21 protein-coding genes are annotated in these 17,520 nt (G+C 65.0%); 8 read left to right on the forward strand and 13 right to left on the reverse strand.

Features of this window, described 5'->3' with window-relative positions:
• Window positions 1–128: 128 nt before the first annotated feature.
• Window positions 129–485, reverse strand: a complete 357-nt coding sequence (locus J1M81_RS21615) for an SRPBCC domain-containing protein (RefSeq protein WP_052061612.1) — start codon at window positions 483–485, stop codon at window positions 129–131.
• Window positions 485–976 carry an N-acetyltransferase gene (locus tag J1M81_RS21620; protein ID WP_052061618.1) on the reverse strand — a complete coding sequence of 164 codons (492 nt, stop codon included), beginning with the start codon at window positions 974–976 and terminating at the stop codon, window positions 485–487. Before J1M81_RS21620 ends, J1M81_RS21615 begins: the two co-directional genes overlap by 1 nt.
• Before the next feature lie 228 nt (window positions 977–1,204).
• Here J1M81_RS21620 and J1M81_RS21625 point away from each other — a divergent pair, with 228 nt between their 5' ends.
• Together J1M81_RS21625 and J1M81_RS21630 are read left to right on the forward strand one after the other, a co-directional pair.
• The gene (locus J1M81_RS21625; protein WP_032374627.1) at window positions 1,205–1,654 is read left to right on the forward strand and encodes an Hsp20/alpha crystallin family protein; all 450 of its coding nucleotides are present in this window, start codon (window positions 1,205–1,207) and stop codon (window positions 1,652–1,654) included.
• Between the two features lie 58 nt (window positions 1,655–1,712).
• Complete coding sequence (locus J1M81_RS21630; RefSeq protein WP_032374615.1) at window positions 1,713–1,895, forward strand: hypothetical protein; 183 nt, start codon at window positions 1,713–1,715, stop codon at window positions 1,893–1,895.
• Window positions 1,896–1,979: 84 nt separating this feature from the next.
• Here the strand turns inward: J1M81_RS21630 and J1M81_RS21635 are convergent, their stop codons facing one another.
• The 7 genes from J1M81_RS21635 to J1M81_RS21665 are packed head-to-tail and all read right to left on the reverse strand — an operon-like array spanning window position 1,980 to window position 7,982.
• Window positions 1,980–2,435, reverse strand: coding sequence for a GNAT family N-acetyltransferase (locus tag J1M81_RS21635; protein WP_032400927.1), 456 nt, complete (start codon window positions 2,433–2,435; stop codon window positions 1,980–1,982).
• Between the two features lie 49 nt (window positions 2,436–2,484).
• On the reverse strand, window positions 2,485–4,002 hold the full coding sequence (locus tag J1M81_RS21640; RefSeq protein WP_032400926.1) for an NAD(P)/FAD-dependent oxidoreductase: 1,518 nt from the start codon (window positions 4,000–4,002) through the stop codon (window positions 2,485–2,487).
• Complete coding sequence (locus tag J1M81_RS21645) at window positions 3,999–4,736, reverse strand: class I SAM-dependent methyltransferase (protein WP_032367575.1); 738 nt, start codon at window positions 4,734–4,736, stop codon at window positions 3,999–4,001. The genes J1M81_RS21640 and J1M81_RS21645 overlap by 4 nt, the downstream gene beginning before the upstream one ends.
• Window positions 4,733–4,966, reverse strand: coding sequence for an RNA-binding S4 domain-containing protein (locus J1M81_RS21650; RefSeq protein ID WP_027494925.1), 234 nt, complete (start codon window positions 4,964–4,966; stop codon window positions 4,733–4,735). The genes J1M81_RS21645 and J1M81_RS21650 overlap by 4 nt, the downstream gene beginning before the upstream one ends.
• Before the next feature lie 43 nt (window positions 4,967–5,009).
• The gene (locus tag J1M81_RS21655; RefSeq protein WP_206498816.1) at window positions 5,010–7,199 is read right to left on the reverse strand and encodes a cation-translocating P-type ATPase; all 2,190 of its coding nucleotides are present in this window, start codon (window positions 7,197–7,199) and stop codon (window positions 5,010–5,012) included.
• Window positions 7,196–7,444: a hypothetical protein gene (locus J1M81_RS21660; RefSeq protein WP_206498817.1), complete on the reverse strand. Its 249-nt coding sequence runs from the start codon at window positions 7,442–7,444 to the stop codon at window positions 7,196–7,198. The genes J1M81_RS21655 and J1M81_RS21660 overlap by 4 nt, the downstream gene beginning before the upstream one ends.
• Window positions 7,445–7,469: 25 nt before the next feature.
• Window positions 7,470–7,982: a GNAT family N-acetyltransferase gene (locus J1M81_RS21665; RefSeq protein WP_241258323.1), complete on the reverse strand. Its 513-nt coding sequence runs from the start codon at window positions 7,980–7,982 to the stop codon at window positions 7,470–7,472.
• Window positions 7,983–8,086: 104 nt separating this feature from the next.
• Between J1M81_RS21665 and J1M81_RS21670 the strand changes: the two genes are divergently transcribed.
• Window positions 8,087–9,790, forward strand: a complete 1,704-nt coding sequence (locus J1M81_RS21670; protein ID WP_206498871.1) for a cutinase family protein — start codon at window positions 8,087–8,089, stop codon at window positions 9,788–9,790.
• A gap of 22 nt (window positions 9,791–9,812) precedes the next feature.
• Here the strand turns inward: J1M81_RS21670 and J1M81_RS21675 are convergent, their stop codons facing one another.
• The gene (locus tag J1M81_RS21675) at window positions 9,813–11,045 is read right to left on the reverse strand and encodes a hypothetical protein (protein WP_152530362.1); all 1,233 of its coding nucleotides are present in this window, start codon (window positions 11,043–11,045) and stop codon (window positions 9,813–9,815) included.
• Between the two features lie 16 nt (window positions 11,046–11,061).
• Entirely contained in the window at window positions 11,062–12,597 is a 1,536-nt protein-coding gene (locus tag J1M81_RS21680; RefSeq protein ID WP_206498818.1) for an aldehyde dehydrogenase family protein, read from the reverse strand.
• Between the two features lie 157 nt (window positions 12,598–12,754).
• On the opposite strand from J1M81_RS21680, the gene lat reads away from it, so the two are divergent.
• Window positions 12,755–14,050, forward strand: coding sequence for an L-lysine 6-transaminase (gene lat / locus J1M81_RS21685; protein WP_206498872.1), 1,296 nt, complete (start codon window positions 12,755–12,757; stop codon window positions 14,048–14,050).
• Between the two features lie 73 nt (window positions 14,051–14,123).
• Window positions 14,124–14,528, forward strand: a complete 405-nt coding sequence (locus J1M81_RS21690; protein WP_032385293.1) for a hypothetical protein — start codon at window positions 14,124–14,126, stop codon at window positions 14,526–14,528.
• A gap of 1 nt (window position 14,529) precedes the next feature.
• On the opposite strand, the gene J1M81_RS21695 is transcribed toward J1M81_RS21690, so the two are convergent.
• Window positions 14,530–15,387 (reverse strand): LysR family transcriptional regulator ArgP, encoded by an 858-nt coding sequence (locus tag J1M81_RS21695; RefSeq protein WP_206498873.1) that lies wholly within the window; start codon window positions 15,385–15,387, stop codon window positions 14,530–14,532.
• 72 nt (window positions 15,388–15,459) lie between these two features.
• Between J1M81_RS21695 and J1M81_RS21700 the strand changes: the two genes are divergently transcribed.
• The 3 genes from J1M81_RS21700 to J1M81_RS21710 all read left to right on the forward strand — a co-directional run bounded on the left by J1M81_RS21700 (window position 15,460) and on the right by J1M81_RS21710 (window position 17,110).
• A complete protein-coding gene (locus J1M81_RS21700; RefSeq protein WP_032367950.1) occupies window positions 15,460–16,077 on the forward strand; it encodes a LysE/ArgO family amino acid transporter in 618 nt (205 codons plus the stop codon).
• Between the two features lie 122 nt (window positions 16,078–16,199).
• Window positions 16,200–16,721 (forward strand): DUF664 domain-containing protein, encoded by a 522-nt coding sequence (locus tag J1M81_RS21705; RefSeq protein ID WP_206498819.1) that lies wholly within the window; start codon window positions 16,200–16,202, stop codon window positions 16,719–16,721.
• On the forward strand, window positions 16,718–17,110 hold the full coding sequence (locus J1M81_RS21710; RefSeq protein ID WP_027494935.1) for a VOC family protein: 393 nt from the start codon (window positions 16,718–16,720) through the stop codon (window positions 17,108–17,110). The genes J1M81_RS21705 and J1M81_RS21710 overlap by 4 nt, the downstream gene beginning before the upstream one ends.
• A 4-nt stretch (window positions 17,111–17,114) precedes the next feature.
• Here the strand turns inward: J1M81_RS21710 and J1M81_RS21715 are convergent, their stop codons facing one another.
• Entirely contained in the window at window positions 17,115–17,501 is a 387-nt protein-coding gene (locus tag J1M81_RS21715) for a VOC family protein (RefSeq protein WP_032371441.1), read from the reverse strand.
• Between the last annotated feature and the right edge of the window lie 19 nt (window positions 17,502–17,520).

Raw genomic sequence — 17,520 nt, forward strand, 5'->3', positions numbered from 1 at the left:
AGCAAGGCATTAGCGTGTGACACGAGGACCTCTCGGTTGTCGGTGCAGTTGTGGTAACCACACCGATACCGGAGGTCCTCACCTATCTGTCGCTGCCACGCCGTCCACAACGTCCCTGCTCATTACATCTAGCCTTCGACGAACGCGGCGAGTTGGCCGATGACGGTTCCCCAACCGTCATCGAAGCCCAACTCCTCGTGCATCTTTCGGTCTTCTACGTTGCGGTGCATCACGTGCGCCCGGTACTCCGTCCCGTCGGGATGATCGGCGAACGTGATCACCGCGGTCATGAACAGTTGCGGGGCAGGTCGCCAACCTTCGACGAGGGAGTTGGTGAACACGATGCGTTCCTGATGGTCGACGGCGAGGAAGCACCCGTCGATGTGCGGTTCGAAGTCGCCTCCGGGTTCACTCATCAGCGTTCGGAATGCGCCTCCGGGCTGCAGATCCCACGCGTCGGCTCGGGTCGGACTCGCCACAACCATCAGTCGTCGGCGAGGTCCTTGAAATACCGGGCGACAGGCCACCGCTCGAAACCACTCTTCTCGTAGACCGACCGCGCCGGCGCATGACCGGGATCGTCACCGGTCTCGACCATTACCATGCGCATTCCGGCGGATCTCACTCGCGCGAAAGACCGATCGAGGAGCGCCCTTCCGACGCCGGCTCGCTGCTGAGCTGGGTCGACCACCAGGACGTACACCTCACCCATGTCGTCGTTCGGGTGCAGGCGGGTACAGACCCAGCCGACCGGCGTGTCACCGTCCACGGCCACGTCCACGCTCTCGGGTTCGTCGTCGATGACGGATGCGAGATCGTCGTACTGACGTGCCTGCCACCCCTGGGGATAGAAGCAGTCGTACACGAACGACGGGACCGCCTCCTGCACGAGAGGAAACACCGGTTCCCACGCGCGAAGCGACAGTGCGAGCAACTCGGCCCGATACCGGGGGACGTACGGCACGATGGTCACCATCGGATCGAGTGTAGGTTGCAGCATTCGAGCGAGGCGGCGGTTCGACCGTCACACCGACTACTGCACGCCACCCCCATTGCGCCGCAGCACTATTGAGTCCAAAAATTTCCGAAAATGTGCCGAAAAGGTCTTGGCACTCGCCGCAATCGAGTGCTAATTTCTGTGTTGCACAGTTGAGGAGCGCCTCGCCACAGGGGCGAGCGCATCTGGGTACAGGAGGTGGTTGCTGTGCTTCGTTTCGATCCGTTCCGTGACGTCGATTCGCTCACCTCGGCATTGTTGGGTGCGTCTACCGGTTCGGACCGCGCACCGCGATTCATGCCCATGGATCTGTACAAGGTCGACGATCACTACGTACTCAGTGCCGACCTTCCCGGCGTCGACCCGGGATCCATCGACGTCGACGTCGATCGCGGCACATTGACGCTCACCGCGCGACGAACAGTGCCGGAAAGCTCCGGCGTGCAGTGGATTTCATCGGAACGGTTCGCCGGGACGTTCCGTCGACAGATCTCTCTGGGTGACGGCGTCGACACCGAGGGCATCTCGGCGTCGTACGACAACGGCGTCCTGTCGATCACCATTCCGCTTGCCGAGCGAGCGAAGCCGCGCAAGGTCGACATCGCTCGTGCCGAGCTGACCGGCGAGCAGAGATCCATCGAACACCAATCGACCTGATCCGTCACGCGCACAAGCACATCGAGCACTGTCGAACTACTCAGGGAGGGTGATGCATATGGAAACGGATACCGTGGTCTGGCCGGAATCTCCCGATCGTGACCAATGGTGGCGCACGGTTCTCGGGGTCGGGACCGAGATCCGTGAATGCGCCGCGGCCGATCTACTGGATCAGCAGCGAGCAGAGCCGGTCGACGACGACCTCTACCCGCACGTACCGCGACAGCCCGTCGCTGCGTGATCCCAACGACCGCAAGGCCGGCACCGACATTCGGTGCCGGCCTGCGTCATTGCCGCACCGAGTAACTGGTCACAAGGCCAGACATCACAGGACCAACGAGTAGAACGTGCTCGACGGGTCCACGACGTAGTCGCCGAACGGGGGCACTGCGACGAATCCATGTCGCTCGTAGAGGCGTCGAGCTGCGGCGAAGTAGTCCTGGGTACCCGTCTCCAGGCTGACGCGCTCGAACCCCAACCGCCGCGCCTCCGTCAGAACGTGCTCGAGCAGTTCGGACGCCACCCCGCGGCCTCGCGCGAAACGCGAGGTGCGCATCGATTTCAGTTCTCCGTGTTCAGGAGTGAGTGTCTTCAGCGCGGCAATGCCGAGCAGTGCCCCGGCCTCCCACGCCGTCCACACCCCCATGTCCGGCCCGCGCAGACCCGACAGATCCAGTGCGTGAACACTCTCTGCCGGGGACGTCGCGTGCATGTCCGCAAGGTGCTCGACGAGCAACGCACCGACCTCCGGCCGCGACAGATCGTCGACCTCGAGACGCATGCAACCTCCTGTCGTGAGTGGAAGTTCGACCCCTGCTACGAAGTACCACTCACCTGCGGCGAAGCCGCTCCAAAGCGTCGAACATCTTGAATCGTCCACTCGTGGGTACGGTTTCGATGTCGTGGCCGGTGACGCCCCAGCCCGCCAACAGGGTGTTCGCTGCCTGCAGTCCGGTGGTGGCGGCACGTTCCATGAGAGCAACGGGCAGATCGATTCGAATGCCGTCACCCGCGAGTACCAGCGAGGGCTCGGGGGTGCGCACGGTGGGCCGCTCGGCGAATGCTCCGAGGCCGAACATCGGACAGTCGTCTCGCCATTCGGATCGTTCCGCGATTACTTCTGCCGCAGCGGTTTCCGGGTAGATCTCGTGCATGCGAGCCATCAGCTGCGCGCGGGTGACCTCCTCGGATTCCTCGGCGGCGTAGGCATGCAGTTCGACCACGGAACCTCCGGTCCTCGCTGCCCACTCCGCGGCCTCGTCCTCGAACCGCTCGAGCACACTGATGTTGTCGATCGGAGGCATACCGCCGGTGCCGATGAACGCGGGACGATCGGCATTCACCGCCTTGCTCAGCCACACGCGGTGGACCATGAAAGGCGGGGTGTTCTGCAGCGCGCCGATCTGCTTGCGCCACGCCGGCGTCCCGAGCTCGGGGGATTCCTCGAGCACCCGCTGCAATCCGGCGATGTCGGTAGCGAGGACCACCGCGTCGGCGTCGATGATTCCGCCGGCGTCGACGCGGAACTTGCGCAGGCCACCGCGGGTGATCTCGCCACACGGAGTGGACGTTCTGATCTCGACACCGAGACCGCTGAGGTACTCCCCCAACGGGTTCCACAGTGCCTGTGGGTAGGGATCGCGGGGGACGTCGAAGATCAGACCCTCGGAGGAGCCGAGGAAGTAGATGTGGAACATCATCGCCAGTTCGGCAGCCGACATCTCCTCCGGGTCGGCGAAGAAGCTGCGTGAGAACACCCCGAACGCCAGATGGCGTGCCGCTTCGGGGAAGTTGATGTTGCGCAGGAACTCCGCCGCGGGAGTGGTGTCGAGTTCGTCGAAGGTCTTCGGCACGCTCACCGTCATCAGTGGCAGGGCGGCGATTCCGTTGAGATCGGTGAGGTCCTTCCACCGGAACGTCGGACTGCGCTTGACGAACGCGAATGCATTGAGCGGTGGCGTCTCGGGCAGACCCTTGAATCCGTCGATACGTCCGTCGCCGTCGATCAGCGGGTAGTCGTCGACCGGGCGTAGACGCGCCAGGTCGGGGTCGGTGCGGCGCAGCAGGTTTCGCAGGTTGTAGTACTGCCGGAAGAACGCGTGGAAGCCGCGGCTCATCGTCGCGGGCGAGCCGTCCTCCAGCGTCGTGTCCCAGCCACCGACGCGGCCACCGAGGTAGCTTTCGCGTTCGACCAGATGAACCTTGACGCCGCGTTCGGCCAGCGCGGTCGCGGCGCTCAGCCCCGCGATACCGCCGCCCACCACCACCACATGCGGGACGTCGGCCAGCTGGCCTGCGTCCGAATATCCTTGCACCGCAGCATGGGTGACCTTCTTGGAGTCGGTCAACGCTCTTCCTTCGCGGGTCGAGAGCCCAGGAACGTGTGCACCACACCGTTCTGCCATCCGGTCATCGTCTCTCGGGCGACACCGCTGTAGCCCGCACGCTGCATCCGTCGCATGAACGCCGATGCGCCGTCGAACGTCACGACGCTGCGCCACAGATGCCGATACAATGTGGCGTCTCGCGTCGCGAGCCAGCCGAGCGGGATGATGATGCCCCAGCTCACGACGTTCCAGGAGATGCGAGCACGCAGTGAATCGTGCACCGAGTATTCGTGGAACGCGATCGTCGAACCCGGACGCAGCAGCGCCAGTAGCGATTTGAGTTCGGTGTCGGGGTCGTCGACGTTCCTGATCAGATATGCGGCCAGGATGGCGTCGAACGGTCCGTCGACCCCGTTCACGGCCAGATCCTCCACCCGCGAATGCACGAACGTGACGTTCGACGGCCAGTCCTTGCTCCGGGCGACCTCGAGCATCTCGGCGGACGCGTCGGCGGCGACGATCTCGGCGTGCGGTGCCGCTTCGAGCAGCGCTGCGGTGGACGCACCCGTACCGCAACCGATATCGAGCAGGCGCAGTCCGCTCCCGAGGTCGGGGATGCGGAGGCGCTGCGCGGACTTGACGAGGTGCTCGTGGTAGCCGGGGTTCGCTCCGACGAGTCGGTCGTACGCCTTGGCACCGACGTCGAATGCGCCGGGAACTTCGTTTCGCGGCAGACCGCGCTTACCGACCTTCACAGTGCCTCTTCCTTGCTCACGCGGGCAGCTGGCCCACCCTGGACCGACACGACATCTCCGTGCTGCAACTGCCGTCCGCGGCGGATGTCCACGTCCCCGTTGACGCTGACCAGGCCGTCGGCGATGATGCCCTTGGCTTCGGCACCGGATTCGATCAGGTTGGCGAGCTTGAGGAATTGGCCCAGCCGGATCGATTCGTCGCGGATGGGGACATCGTGTGCATCGGACATGTCTCCATCCTGTACTAGCGGGCCGCTCGCTGCTACCAACGAGTCACATCGTGGCGCGGAAGCGGCGCAACCGCAGGCTGTTGCTCACCACGAACACCGAGGACAGCGCCATCGCCGCCCCGGCGAGCATCGGGTTGAGCAGGCCCGCGGCCGCGAGGGGTATCGCCGCGACGTTGTAGGCGAACGCCCAGAACAGGTTGCCCTTGATGGTGCTCAGTGTGCGACGCGAGAGCCGGATCGCATCGCCGACGGCCCGTAGGTCGCCGCGGACGAGCGTCAGATCACTCGCCTCGATCGCTACATCTGTACCGGTCCCCATCGCGAGCCCCAGGTCGGCGGTGGCCAGCGCTGCCGCGTCGTTGATGCCGTCGCCGACCATCGCCACGACCTTGCCTGCGGCCTGCAGTTCACGAACGGCATCGACCTTGCCCGACGGCAGCACACCGGCAACGACCTGCTCGATGCCTACCTCCGCGGCGATCGTTCGGGCGGCGGCCTCGTTGTCGCCGGTGAGCATGACCGGCGTCAGGCCCAGCTCGCGCAGTTCTGCGACGGCCTGCTTCGACGTCGGCTTGACCGAGTCGGAGACCACCAGAACCCCGCGAGCCTTCCCGTCCCACCCGATTGCGACGGCGGTGCGTCCCTGGCGTTCGGCGTCGTCGAAGGCGTCGGCCAGTTCCGGTGGCAGGGGCATCGACCAGTCGGCCAGCAGGCTGCGACGGCCGATGACCGCGGCGCGACCCTCGACGACGCCCTGGACACCGAGACCCTCGAGGCTGGTGAACTCCTCGACCGACTGGGACAGTGCCCCGCCTGCGATGGCCCGCGCGATGGGGTGCTCCGAACCCGATTCCAACGCTGCCGCCACGGCACGGACCACGTCCTCGTCCTCACCGTCGGCCACGTGCACCGAGTGCAGTGTCATCTCACCGGTGGTCACGGTGCCGGTCTTGTCCAGCACGACGGTATCGATGCGGCGGGTCGATTCGAGCATTTCTGGGCCCTTGATCAGAATCCCCAGCTGCGCCGCCCGACCGGTGCCGACCATCAGTGCTGTGGGGGTGGCCAGCCCGAGTGCGCAGGGGCACGCGATGATCAGGACGGCTACCGCCGCCGTGAAGGCAGCGGCCACCGAATTGCCGGTGCCGAGCCAGAATCCGAGCGTTGCCACCGAGATGGCGATGACGATCGGCACGAAGATTCCCGAGATACGATCGGCCAGACGCTGGGCCTGAGCCTTGCCGGTCTGCGCATCTTCCACCACCTTCGCCATCTGCGCGAGCTGGGTGTCTGCACCGACTCTGCTGGCGCGCACGGTGATTCGACCACCGACGTTCACCGTGGCTCCGGTCACCGCGTCGCCGGCCCCGACCTCCACCGGCACCGACTCGCCCGTCAGCATCGACCGATCGACGGCCGAGGATCCACTCTCGACGGTTCCGTCCGTGGCGATCTTCTCACCCGGACGAACGACGAACAGATCGCCGACGGCGAGCTGATCGATCGGAATCTGTTGCTCCTCATCGCCTTTCACCACGGCGACGGTCTTGGCACCGAGGTCCATCAGTGCGCGCAACGCCGCACCGGCCTGCCTCTTGGACCTGCTCTCGAACCACCGGCCGGCCAGGATGAAGGTGGTGACACCCGCAGCCGCCTCGAGATAGATATTGCTCGCCCCGTCCATCCGCGCGATAGTGAACTCGAACGGATGCGTCATGCCGGGCTCGCCGGCTGTACCGAAGAACAGCGCATATAGCGACCAGCCCAGTGCAGCAAGGGTTCCCATGCTCACGAGGGTGTCCATCGTCGACGTACCGTGCTTCAGGTTGGTCCACGCGGCCCGGTGGAACGGCAGCGCTCCCCAGACGACGACCGGCGCGGCGAGAGTCAACGACAGCCACTGCCAGTTGGTGAACTGGAGAGCTGGAATCATGGCCATCGCGATGACGGGCACGCTGAGCACCGCCGAAACGATCAGACGCTGCTTCACCGGATCGACCGGCGTCTCGGCGTCGACCGGCTCGGTCACCGGAAGGCTCGCGGTGTAACCGGCGGCTTCGACAGCGGCGATCAGGGCCTCGGTGGCCACGCCGTCACTGGTGACACGCGCCTTTTCGGTGGCGTAGTTGACCGTCGCCGATACCCCGTCGAGCTTGTTGAGCTTGCGTTCGATGCGGTTGGCGCACGACGCACAGGTCATGCCGCCCAGAATCAGTTCGGTTTCCGTACTCATCCCTGATTTCCCTCTGCCTCGATGACGAATGTGGCCGTGCGGACGACACCCTGAGGCTGGAAGTCCGGATGGAGCGCAGATGTTCCGTCGTACGACTCGTGGTCGGAATGCGTCGGTTCGCTGGCCGACGCGTCGGGTCCGATCGTATGGCCTACGAACAGCGCGAGGAAGAAGACGAGGGTTATGCCGACGACGAATCCGACGAGCTTGGTCGGGGTGCCGAGTTCCTGTCGCGTGAAGTTCACATACTTACCCTACCCCCCAGGGTATCTAGTGGGTAGTGCCGATCGCCTTCTTGAAGCCGACGTGCGAGGCAGTGAAGCCCAGACGGGTGTAGAACCGGTGGGCATCCACTCGACGCGAGTCGGACGTCAGCTGCACCAGCGCGCACCCTCGCCGCGTGGCCTCCTCGATCGCCCACTCGATCAACGCGCCACCGAGTCCGCGGCTGCGCCAGGTAGCGGCCACCCGTACGGCTTCGATCTGAGCGCGCAACGCACCACCTCGCGCCAGTCCCGGAATGACCGTCGACTGCAGAGTTCCCACCACCTCGTCACCGTGCACGACGACAACCAGCACGTTCCGTGGATCAGAGGAAATGTCCTCGAAAGCGGTGCGATATCGGTCCATGTCGTCGACGGATTCGCGCGTCGCGCCCAACTGGTCGTCCGCCAGCAGCGCCACGATCGACTCGAGGTCCGACGCCACCGCCTCACGCACGACGCAGGTCGATCCATCGGTCAGAGCTAATTCCATCGGTGTCATTCGAGCGTGAAAAGTCATGTCCACGACGGTAAACGAAGCGTTTTGTAACGCGAACCATCCGAGCGACGAAATGCCGGGTAACCCACTGGCAACTGCAGTCGGGATCGGTTCGGGCGTGGATGATGGGGATCGAAAACATGAATGGTGGCAAGTCGAAGCGTGTGCGCATCGCGCTCAGTGCGTTTGCGATCGGCGCACTCGGTGCCGGAGTGCTGGTAGCAGCACCCTGGTCCGCATCGGAAACGAGTGTCGAGGCCTCGGTCGAGCTGGTGTCGACATCGACCTGCTACGACATGGTCAGCATTGCCATCGGCGGCCGCAGCGACACACCCCGCGAAGGCGTCAAATGGCTGACCAAGCCTGACGGCACGCGGCTGCCTGCAGCGATGTCCGGCGACTACACCAGTGACTGGATCGATCAGGCGGTGCGGGCACCGATCGGCAAGGTAGACGCCGATTCCTACGCGGCGGTCTACGTGGAGTACCCGGCGGACCTCGCGAGCTACGAGAACGCCGTGCAGACGGGCGTCACCAACTCGCAGACCATCATGAAAGAAATCACCGCGTCCTGCCCCAACACTCGCTTCGCCATAGTCGGCTACAGCGAAGGTGCAGACGTGGCTCGCCGCACCGCCATGGAGATCGGCAACCAGGCAGTTCCCGAGGATGGCAAGTACGGCATCATCGATCCCTCCCAGGTCGTCGGGGTCGTCATTCTCGCCGACGCCGGCCGCGTCGCCGGCGAGGGTCCGTTCCCCGGTGCCGAGAACCCGTTCAGCAACCCGGACGGTTTCGGCACCAAGTACCAGAACGGCAACACCGCCATCCCCGGTCAGGGCGCGTTGCCCGGAACCTCGGGCAGCTTCGGCGCACTCGACGGACGCGTCGCGTCCTTCTGCTCCGACGGTGACCTCACCTGCGCTCTGCCGCAGAACACGTCGCTGATCCACTTGGCCGCCAACGTCGGTCGACAGGTCAATGCCGACGCGCTGCAGAACGAGCAGCTCACTCCGGCCACCGGAGCCGATCTTGCTCTGGCCATGGGCCGCATCGCAATCAATGCATTCAACGACATTGCGTCGCAACCCAACTGGATGCAGAGCGACGAGACGTTCCTCGACGTGCTGATCAAGGTGTCCGAGCCCAATTACAAGCCCGGCACCGCAACGACCCCCGTCTCGGCCGAGGTCGACGGTGAAGAACCGATCGAGACCGGCCAGATGGTCGACCTGGTGTACCTGCCGCAGAAAATCTTCCGCGAAATCACCGGATTCATCTCGTCCAACCAGAACACGATCCCGGTCGTCATGAACGATCCCTACGGCCTCACCCTCGGACCCGGCACGGGACACCACTTCGACTACTGGCGCGACGCCGACGCAGCCAACGGCAAGCCACTGACGTCGGTCCAGTACGCCGCAGCCTGGCTGACCCAGCTGGCCGAGCAGGCCAACCGAGGCGAGCCGGTGAAGACCAAGGAAGTACAGGAGAAGGCAGGCCGCGCAGCAATTCAGGCCATCGCCGCCACACCCGAGACCACCACCTCGGCAACGGCAACTCCGACCGCAACCACGACGGCACCGGTCACCACCAGCCCGGCTGCCCCGGCCGCCCCCGTTGCGCCTGCTCCCGGCCCCGCGGCCGAGGTGCCGGCACCGGCACCGGCTCCCGCTGCCGAGCCTGCAGAACCGGCTTGCACGACTGCAGCCGAGGGTGAGGCACCCGTCGAGGGCGCACCGCCGGTATGCGTCACCGCGCCCGCCACGGACACCCCGGTCACTCCCGACGCCGCAGCTCCGACGACGACTGTCGCGCCGACCCCGTAGGTGCGTGGAAACTCGTAGCCCACTACGAGTTTCCACGCACGACGGGTGAGCGACGCGCCAGCAGAACAGCGGCACCCGTCACCACAGCAAGAACCACGAGCCCGGCCACCGACAGCACCAGGTGGTCGGGCTCGCTTGTGCGTGAGATGACCGATTCATCCATGGAAAACGACGGTGTGTAGCCGGCGGACACCACGGTCACGGGCAGGGCCATGACGAACACCGCCGGCAGTGAGATCACCAGAGATCCGGGCGAGGTCGCCAGTGCGGAGACCAGAACATAGGCCGCAACGAGCGGCAGAGCGAACTGCGAGACGATCGGAATGTCGACGTAGTTCTCCGTCAGGCTCGTAGCAGCGATGACGAACAGGCCGCCCAGCCCGATGTACAGCTGCGGCCACCGGTAACCGATCCCGGCTCCCACTACCAACAGTGCTGCGCTCGCGCACAACCGAACGGCATCTCCCGCGGCGAAGCCGGAGGTGCCCAGGGCCGTCGCCGACACTGCGAACAGCACCAGCAGCAGGCATCCGTCGCGCCCAGGAAGTAGGAACGAGGCCAGCAGCGCGGCAGCCGTCATACCGACGAGAGCCCCGAGCCACTCGACGCTCCGCGTATCGGCATCTGCCGCAATCCAGCTCAGGACGCTTGCCACGACGGGCAGCGACAGGCCGACGAGCAGAATCCGCGGGGTCTCGGGTGGCTGCACCACCTCGTGGCGGCGTGCCAGGAACAACGTGACTGCCGCGGCCACTGCAGCGATCACCATGACGATCGCGCGCTCGGGCGCCACATCGTCCTCGGCACCGACCACATCCCAGACGAAGACGGGACCGTCGTTCGCCTGCATCAGCGCATCGAGCCAATAACCCAGCAGCCCGGCGCCCACAACCGAGACACCCAGGGCGGCCTGTGCACCACGGTGGTGTCCCGACAAGACCGCGGCCGCACCCAGCAGCACACCGGTGCCCACTGCAGCGGCCCAGTGCCCGAGTATGCCGGGCACCATTCCGACGGTCTGGAACACCACGACGAGCAGCGCTGCCATCGCCACGATGGTCGCAGTTGGCGCACTGACCCGGGCCACGGCGACCGCCGTCCCACAGGCAGCGACGGCAACGACTGTGAGCCCGTTGACAATCGACCAGAACGACCCGAATTCCGCAGTGCTGTTCACCAGCGACTCGACGGGGCCGATGTCACTGATGGCATAGCCGAGAACGAAACCGGCCAAGAGCATCGACAGTACTTTCATACTGCCGATCATGCCGTCAGCCGAATTTCACTCCCTGCGCCAGGGGCAGTTCGTTGGAATAGTTGACCGTGTTCGTCGCCCGGCGCATGTAGGCCTTCCATGCGTCCGAACCTGATTCGCGTCCGCCACCGGTTTCCTTCTCGCCGCCGAAAGCACCGCCGATCTCGGCACCGGAGGGACCGATGTTGACGTTCGCGATGCCGCAGTCCGATCCCGCAGCCGACAGAAAGCGTTCCGCTTCACGCAGGTCGGTAGTGAAGATCGACGACGAAAGTCCCTGCGGCACATCGTTGTGCAGGGCGATGGCCTCGTCGAGGGTGTCGTAGGTGAGCACGTACAGGATGGGCGCGAACGTCTCGTGCTTGACGATGTCGGTCTGGGCGGGCATCGTCACGATCGCGGGCTGCACGTAGTACGAATACTCGTCGACGACATTCACGCGCTCACCGCCGACCACCACCGTTCCGCCGTCGGACCTGGCGGCCTCGAGCGCCTTCTGATAGCCGGCGAACGCGCCCGCGTCGATGAGCGGTCCCACCAAAGTGTCACTCTCCAAGGGAGATCCGATGGACAGCGTCTCGTACGCCGCGACCAACTTGGCCACCAGTTCGTCCGCAACCGAGGAATGCGCGATGACGCGTCGGAGCGAGGTGCACCGCTGGCCGGCCGTACCCGCCGCCGAGAACACCAGCCCGCGCGTCGTGAGATCGAGGTCTGCCGACGGCGTGACGATCGCCGCGTTGTTGCCGCCGAGTTCGAGCAGCACGCGCCCGAATCGCTGCGCAACCCGCGGCGCAACAGCCTTGCCCATCCTGGTCGAACCGGTTGCCGACACCAGAGCAACACGCGAATCGTCCACCAGCGCTTCACCGGACGCTCGGTCCCCGATCACCAACTGAGCGATCTTGGGATCCACACCTGCAGCGGCAGCAGCACGCTCGAACAGAGCCTGCACGCCGACGGCAGTCAGCGGGGTCTTCTCCGACGGCTTCCAGATGACGGTGTCGCCCGCCACCAACGCCAACGCCGTGTTCCAACTCCACACCGCGACAGGGAAATTGAACGCCGTGATGACGCCGACGACACCGAGCGGATGCCACTGCTCCATCATGCGATGCCCGGGGCGTTCGGTGGCAATGGTGTTGCCGTACAGCTGACGTGACAGGCCGACGGCGAAGTCGCAGATGTCGATCATCTCCTGCACTTCCCCGAGCCCCTCGGAGACGATCTTTCCGGCCTCGATGGAGACCAGGGCGCCGAGGTCCTCCTTGTGCGTACGCAGCAGTTCCCCGAGTTCTCGGATCACCTGACCCCGCGCCGGTGCCGGCACCTGCGACCACGAGACGAACGCCGCAGCTGCGTCCGCGATGACACCGTCGACGTCTGCGGCAGAGGTCGATGCCAGCGACGCCAGATTTCCGCCGGTGATCGGCGATCTCGCGGTGATCGCGTCGAGACCGGCCGGCACGTCGAGCGCGATCGTCGCACCCAGCCGGTCGAGAATGGCGCGCGTACGCACACTCAGCTCGTCGTGGGTGATGGATGCAGACATGCGCGTACACCTTCCGTGGAGAGAATCGAACCGTCGGAGATAAGCCTACCGACGGGGGTTACAACCGTATTATTTCCTGTCTAAATGTCTTGCTTACGGAATATTAACGCGTATGTTCGTCATCATGACGCAAGTATTACAGCGCACCGGAGTGCCCATCGACGCCTCGACCGCCCGCGGCGTGATCGGTGAACACCTATTGGCCGACGGTTTCGAGCTGGTCCTGGACCTGGACGCCTCCACCGGGTCCACCCTGGTCGACGCCCGAGACGGCACCCGCTACCTGGATCTGTTCACCTTCTTCGCGTCCAATGCCCTGGGTATGAACCACCCCGCCCTGACCGACGATCCGGATTTCCGGGCCGACCTGCTGCAGGCGGCGATGAACAAACCCAGCAACTCCGACATCTACACCGTGCCGATGGCACGCTTCGTCGACACGTTCGCCCGGGTGCTGGGCGATGCTCGGCTACCGCACCTGTTCTTCGTCGAGGGCGGTGCATTGGCAGTGGAGAACGCATTGAAGGTGGCATTCGACTGGAAGTCCCGGTGGAACGAGCGCAAGGGCATCGATCCGTCCCTGGGCTCGCAGGTGATGCACTTCGAGCACGCATTCCACGGGCGCTCCGGGTACACGATGTCCCTCACCAACACCGATCCGAACAAGGTCGCGCGCTTCCCGAAATTCGACTGGCCCCGAATTCCGTCCCCGTTCATCAGATCCGACGCGAACATGGACGAGCTCGAAGACGCATCGTTGACGGCCGCGCGGCTGGCCTTCGAAGCCAATCCGCACGACATCGCCTGCGCCATCATCGAACCCATCCAGGGCGAGGGCGGGGATCACCACTTCCGCCCCCGCTTCCTGCAGAAGCTGCGCGCACTCTGCCACGAGTTCGACGCACTGTTCGTCATGGACGAGGTGCAGACCGGAGCCGGAATGACCGGCACCGCATGGGCTTTCCAGCAGCTCGACGTCGTCCCGGATGTGGTCGCCTTCGGTAAGAAGGTCCAGGTCTGCGGCGTGATGGCGGGCGGTCGCGTCGACGACATCGACGACCACGTGTTCGCGGTCAGCTCCAGAATCAACTCGACGTGGGGTGGCAGCCTCACCGACATGGTGCGGTCGCGTCGAATATTGGAGGTCGTCGAAGCCGAGAACCTCATCGAACGCGCCGGCCAACTCGGAACAGTGCTGCTGAAGCAGTTGCAGGAGTTGGCAACTCGACATGAGATGGTCTCCGAGGTTCGTGGACGCGGACTCATGTGCGCCTTCTCCCTGCCCGACGCTACGACCCGCGACCGAGTGATCGAACTGCTGCGCACCGAGGAGCACGTACTCGCGCTCGGCTGCGGCGACGCGGCAGTGCGATTCCGGCCGGCACTGACAGTCACCGAAGCCGAACTGACACAGGCAATCGAGTCGATCGATCGGGTGTTGAATCGGCTCTGACCCACCGCGTCAGGTAATCCTTGACATCAGCCGCAGCCTTCTGTCAGGATAAACCTGACACAGGAGGTGGATCATGGATCCGATCGAGCTGGCCGCCGAGGCCGACATCACTGCGGCAACACGGGCGGTCGTGACGGCCGCAGCCACCGAGGCCGGTCGCATTGCCGACGAGATCATCGGCACCGGCCCACTGCCGGGCACACCGGAATGGGAGGCAGAGCAGTCGACCGAGCTGCCTGCACGACGGAGCCTCGCGTGGCATCTGTTGAGTCTTCGTGTGCAACTGGCGGCGGGGCTCGACGGCATCGAAACCGTTGTGGTGCTGCGCGTTCAGGGTGCGACGTGGGCGATCATCGGCCAGGCGGTCGGCATGTCTCGTCAATCGGCGCACGAGCGGTGGGGTGCCCGCGCGGCGGCGATTCTCGATCCCGTCGGCGATGGGCAGCCCGACATCGTTCCGAACGACAGTCCGGCGTGACTCACCGCAGCACGGTCGCTGCCGCGGCTGCGACGGCGTCGGCCGCTCGCTGCAGTGCAGGCGACGACAGCGACCACTGCTGCCAGTACAGCTGAACGTCTTCGATGCCGTCGGCGTCGAAGCACGTCAGCGAGTCACAGTCCTGGAGGTCCGGGATCATTCCCCAGCCGAAGCCGAGTTCCACCGCCCGGGCGTAGTCCGAGGACGCCGGGACGAGGTGACGGGGCGGGGTATGCGAATCGACGCCTCGGTGCCGTAAGTAGTTGTCCTGCAACCGGTCGTCGGCATCGAACACCACCACCGGCGCGGTCTGCAGTGCCTCGATCGTCGTGCCGGGGCCGAACCATCGCTCGGCGAACTTTTCGGTGGCCGACGGCCGGTAGCGCATGGCACCGAGGGATCGGACGGTACACCCGCGAACCGGCTCGGTCACCGATGTTATTGCAGCAGAGACGATTCCGTCGTGCAGGAGCTGGGCCGTGCGGTCCTGGTCCTGGCGATGCAGATCGAAGGTCGTCGTACCGGCGAGTGGCGCGAGCGCAGGTAGCACCCACGTCGCCATCGAATCGGCATTGACGGCAATCGAAATGGGGGCCGAGACGCCGTCGTCGTTGAGCTCGGCCCTCGTCTGATCCGTGAGCGTATCGATCTGACGAGCCAGGCGTAGTACCGCGGCACCCGACTGGGTGGCCACCACCGGTTTCGTCCGCTGCACCAGGGTGCGCCCCAACGACGCTTCGAGCGACTTGATTCTCTGGCTTACTGCCGACGGGGTCACATGCAATGCACGTGCGGCAGCCTCGAAAGTTCCACCGTCGACTACTGCTGTCAGCGCTCTGAGCTGCTCGATCTCCACAATATGAAGTTACACTTACCGATGGTGAAAAACATTCGCTGGCTCTAATGCTGGTCGCCTCCTAGCGTGAACAGCATGACCTCGCTTGCCGCAGCACAATCGACGTTGACCGGATTGGGAGTCGGCCTGTCCCTTATCGTCGCCATCGGTGCGCAGAACGCGTTCGTCCTGCGCAAGGGCCTGCAACGCACCCATGTGTTCCCGGTGGTTGCGGTGTGCGCGCTGTCCGACGCCGTGCTGATCGTCGCCGGGGTGGCGGGCATCGGCGTCCTCGTGGACCGGTTTCCGCTGGCGTTACGCGTCGTCACCGTGCTCGGAGCGCTGTTCCTCTTCGTCTACGGAGTGATGGCGCTGAACCGCGCCCGCACCCCAGCGGCGATGACCACCGACGGCGGCGGTGGGGGCTCGCTGATCGCCGCTGTCGCAACGTGTCTCGCGTTGACGTGGCTCAACCCGCACGTCTACCTCGATACCGTCGTATTTCTCGGGTCCATCGGTAACCGGCAGCCGGGCGAGCTTCGGTGGTGGTTCGCCCTCGGTGCCGTGCTGGGCAGCGTGCTCTGGTTCACCGCTCTCGGATACGGATCGCGCGTGCTCAGCCCCCTGTTCGCGCGGCCGACGGCGTGGCGGGTCCTCGATCTCGGTATCGGAATCATGATGCTCACCCTGGCCGCGCTGCTGTTATTCGGCTGAGTCTGCCGCGCCGACGGAGCGCGAGCAGTGAGCTGAGTGTCCACAATTCTCGATCGCGGCCCTCATCCCGATTTCGCATCCACAGAATGGACACGCAGCCCACCACCCGATACGAAGGACCCATGGCACAGCTGACGACGTTCCCGGAGCCCGAGTCCTCCTTGTCCGATCCCGCCGACCTGTTCGTCGAGTACCTCCGCTTCTACCGCGGTGAGCTCGCCCGGCGGATCGCCGCGTTGAGTGACGACGCGCTGGCCACGTCGGCTGTGCCGTCGCAGTGGACTCCCCTCGAGATGCTCATCCATCTTGTGTACATGGAGCAGCGCTGGTTCGTCTGGGGGTTCCTCGGGCGCGCCGTCGACGATCCGTGGGGGGACAAAGAGGACGGATCCTGGCATGTGCCGACCGACGTGCCGGCGGCGGCATTGCTCGCGCGCCTCGACGACGGCGCTCGACTGACCGAGCAGGTGCTGCGGTCTCATCGCATGGACGACGTGGCCACCCTGGGTGGACGATTCACCGAAGAACAGCCCACCCTGATCTGGATCTGCTTTCATGTACTGCAGGAATACGCCCGCCATCTCGGCCACCTCGACGTCGCCGTCGAACTGACCGGCGGGCCCACAGGCGAGGGGCCGCAATGAGAATCAACATCACCAGTGTGTTCGTCGACGATCAAGACAAGGCACTGGCGTTCTACACCGACGTACTGGGCTTCGTGGTCAAGCACGACATTCCCATGGGCGGAACAGATCGCTGGCTCACGGTCGTATCTCCTCAGGAGCCGGAGGGCACCGAGCTACTGCTCGAGCCCAGCGGCCATCCGGCAACCGGCCCGTTCAAGACGGCACTGTTCACCGACGGCATTCCGTTCACCCAGTTCGCCGTCGAAGACGTTGCCGCCGAACACGATCGGCTTGTCGGACTGGGTGTCAGGTTCACTCAGGAGCCCACCGAGATGGGCCCGGTGATCACCGCCGTGTTCGACGACACCTGCGGCAACCTGATTCAGATCATCGCTCCGGTGAGCTGACCGGTCACACGTTCGCGTACAGATCGACGGTGGTGCCGTCGGGATCGTGCACGACGGCATAACGCTGCCCCCAGAACGCATCCCACGGCTGCAGGTGCCCTGTGTACCCCGCGTCGGTCACCGCCGCCCACGCGGCATCGACCCCGGCGGCCGTGCCGCAGTCGAATGCCAGCGCGACGCGGTGGCCTCCGCTCGGCGCGGTCCACGTCGGATCGAACGAGGTGATCGTCGAGGGTAGGTCGAACAACAACCGAACCCCACCGAGGTCGACCTCCACATGTTGCTCGGCGTCGGCGTCGGCCGGAATGTCCAGTCCCAGAACGCGGTAGAACGCCAATGCAACTGCCATATCGGCGACGACGATTTCGATTCCTGCCAGACGTGGTTTCACCCGGACAAGGCTAGCCACG

Source organism: Rhodococcus sp. KRD175 (genome assembly GCF_017168275.1).
Classification (GTDB): domain Bacteria; phylum Actinomycetota; class Actinomycetes; order Mycobacteriales; family Mycobacteriaceae; genus Rhodococcoides; species Rhodococcoides fascians.